Source organism: Candidatus Cryosericum odellii (assembly GCF_003570935.1).
Taxonomy (GTDB): Bacteria; Caldisericota; Caldisericia; order Cryosericales; family Cryosericaceae; genus Cryosericum; species Cryosericum odellii.
This window is the reverse complement of record NZ_QXIU01000069.1, coordinates 7,737-9,872: the sequence shown is the minus strand read 5'-3', so window position 1 is coordinate 9,872 and position 2,136 is coordinate 7,737. Positions and strand designations below refer to the sequence as shown.

Genomic DNA, 2,136 nt, shown 5'->3' with positions numbered 1-2,136 from the left:
CAGAAGAGACGCTGTCGTGAATGTCGCCTGATTGGACCCAGAAACCTGAACTGTCTGGACTTTCACTACCCACGACGCGATGTAGCCACTGGTTTGTTTGATCTTGAGAGATGAACAGTCCACCTTGTACCAGATCTTGTCACTGGTGTCTTTGGACTCTGACAGAATGCGCAAGGACGTACGTGACTTCATGGTCGTCAGGCGTGCGAAGACTGTCCCTGCACCACTTCGCAGTGAAGTGCCATCTTCCACGACGACCGCATAGCGAGTGGAAGAGGACTGAGCAGATACATTCGGTTCCACCTTTGCAGGCGTTGGTTTCGAAACCGCCGGGCTGACCGGCGACGTGGTGGCCGGAGCGTAGGTGACGAGCCAGCCTGCCACGAATCCAAACGAAGCGCCTACCCGTATCTTGTACCACGTCCGCCCCGAAGTGTCTTTGGAAGAGCCGACAACCTCGTATTTTTCTCCCTTGTGTGCAACCCGAATCACGCTGAACGTCGTACCAGCTCCCAACCGGATGTTGGCCTGGTCCGGAATCGTGACGGCCGCTGTCGTGTCTCCCCGTGTCGTTCCGACAATGGCGCCGGTGAAAAGAGCCACGACGATGAATAGAGCGATCATCTTCTTGTTCAACGCATGTACCCCCTTATCTCACGCTCCACTCGTCGTCTCTCGGAAGTCTCACGAGACCCCTTGGTTGCCAGGAATTTGCCGACAGCCAAGTCGACCTTGACGAACCCGCCTTCCGAAAAAGAAAGTGATGCGGGCACGACGGTAAGACCCTGTTGACTGATGAGAGATGCAATCCTGATAAGTTCGCGCCTGTGGACAAGGAGTCTTCTGCGACGTTTGAGCTCCTCGTCGGTTGTGTGCGCAAATGCATAGGGGCCCACGGACATCTGCACGAGGTAGAGCTCCCGGCCGTAAAATCGGCAGTACGAGTCTCCAAAAGCGAATGTCCGTGAACGTACGGCCTTGACTTCCCAACCACGCAGTTCTATGCCAGCCTCCAGGCGCTCAAACGTCTTGAAGTTGTGCTGGATCCGCTTATTGGCGACGACCACTCCGGGTTTGTTGTCCATGTCTACCGCGCAAGCACTCCAAGTACAGAGATGAAATCCTGAGGAAGTGGCGCCACCACGCGAACCTGGGCTTCCGAACGCGGCGCTACAAACGAGAGCGCAAATGCATGAAGCATCTGCCGCTCTATCACGACGTTCCGCTGCTTCCTGTAGCCATAAGTATAGTCTCCGAGCACAGGATGTCCAATGTACGAGCAGTGAACACGGATTTGATGCGTCCTCCCTGTCTCGATGCGTATCCGAAGGAGAGATGCCTGGTCGCCAAAATGCTGGATGACTTCGAAGTCAGTCGTAGAAGGCCGACCTGAACTATCGGCCTGACGCAGCAGGAGCCCTCGAGAATGGACTGCCCCAATAGGCACATCGATTCGACCACTCTTTTCCGCAAATGTCCCCCAAACCAACGCCAGATATTGTTTCTGGGCGTCATGGTTGCCCAGTTGTCGCTTGAAGTAGCTCCACCCGGCTTGAGAACGGGCCAGAACCATCACGCCACTCGTGTCCTTGTCGAGCCGATGCACGACCCCCGGCAACTCGACACCCTCTCCATCATAGAGCGTGACTCCACTTGCCAGGGCCACTTCGGTCAGCGTCCCGGCCACCTTCCCCGGTGCCGTGAAAACAGGCAATCCAGCCGGCTTGTTCACCGCAATGATATCGTCATCGATATACAGAACCGGCACCACGACCGACCCCAGTCTCAACTCATGCATGAAAGCCCCATTGGTGCGGAAAGAGAAGTGCGAGACCGCATAATATTGCACCGGTAGTCACGAGACAGTCGGCCACGTTAAACACGGACCAGCCGCGCACCCACAAGAAGTCGGTTACCTGCCCCGCCACGACACGATCGATGAAATTGCCTGCAAACCCTGCAAAGACGAGAAGGAAGCCATGAGCCAGTCCTCGATCCCCACGGTGCAATGCTACGATAGCCGCAACGCAGACACCAAGGCCGAGCACTGCATTCACTGGCACGACCCACTGCCGCCCTCCAAAGAGTCCGAACGCGACTCCCTTATTCATCGTCAGGACAAGCCCCACCGGACCT

At 56.4% G+C, this 2,136-nt stretch carries 4 protein-coding genes; all 4 read right to left on the bottom strand.

The window, feature by feature from the left end; all coding sequences use genetic code 11:
- Nucleotides 1-636: SH3 domain-containing protein (locus tag SMC5_RS02835; protein ID WP_133299149.1), on the bottom strand; the 636-nt coding region annotated here is incomplete at its 3' end.
- A complete protein-coding gene (gene smpB, locus SMC5_RS02830) occupies nt 633-1,085 on the bottom strand; it encodes an SsrA-binding protein (RefSeq protein WP_119087586.1) in 453 nt (150 codons plus the stop codon). The genes smpB and SMC5_RS02835, both read right to left, overlap by 4 nt.
- 2 nt (nt 1,086-1,087) lie before the next feature.
- A complete protein-coding gene (locus SMC5_RS02825) occupies nt 1,088-1,798 on the bottom strand; it encodes an RluA family pseudouridine synthase (protein WP_119087587.1) in 711 nt (236 codons plus the stop codon).
- On the bottom strand, nt 1,791-2,136 hold a 346-nt coding region (locus tag SMC5_RS02820; RefSeq protein ID WP_207799003.1), incomplete at its 5' end, for a signal peptidase II. The genes SMC5_RS02825 and SMC5_RS02820, both read right to left, overlap by 8 nt.

Excerpts from the sequence above, each read along its gene's own strand:
- smpB (WP_119087586.1), bottom strand. The coding sequence starts at position 1,085 with ATGGACAACAAACCCGGAGTGGTCGTCGCCAATAAGCGGATCCAGCAC.
- SMC5_RS02825 (WP_119087587.1), bottom strand. The coding sequence starts at position 1,798 with ATGCATGAGTTGAGACTGGGGTCGGTCGTGGTGCCGGTTCTGTATATC.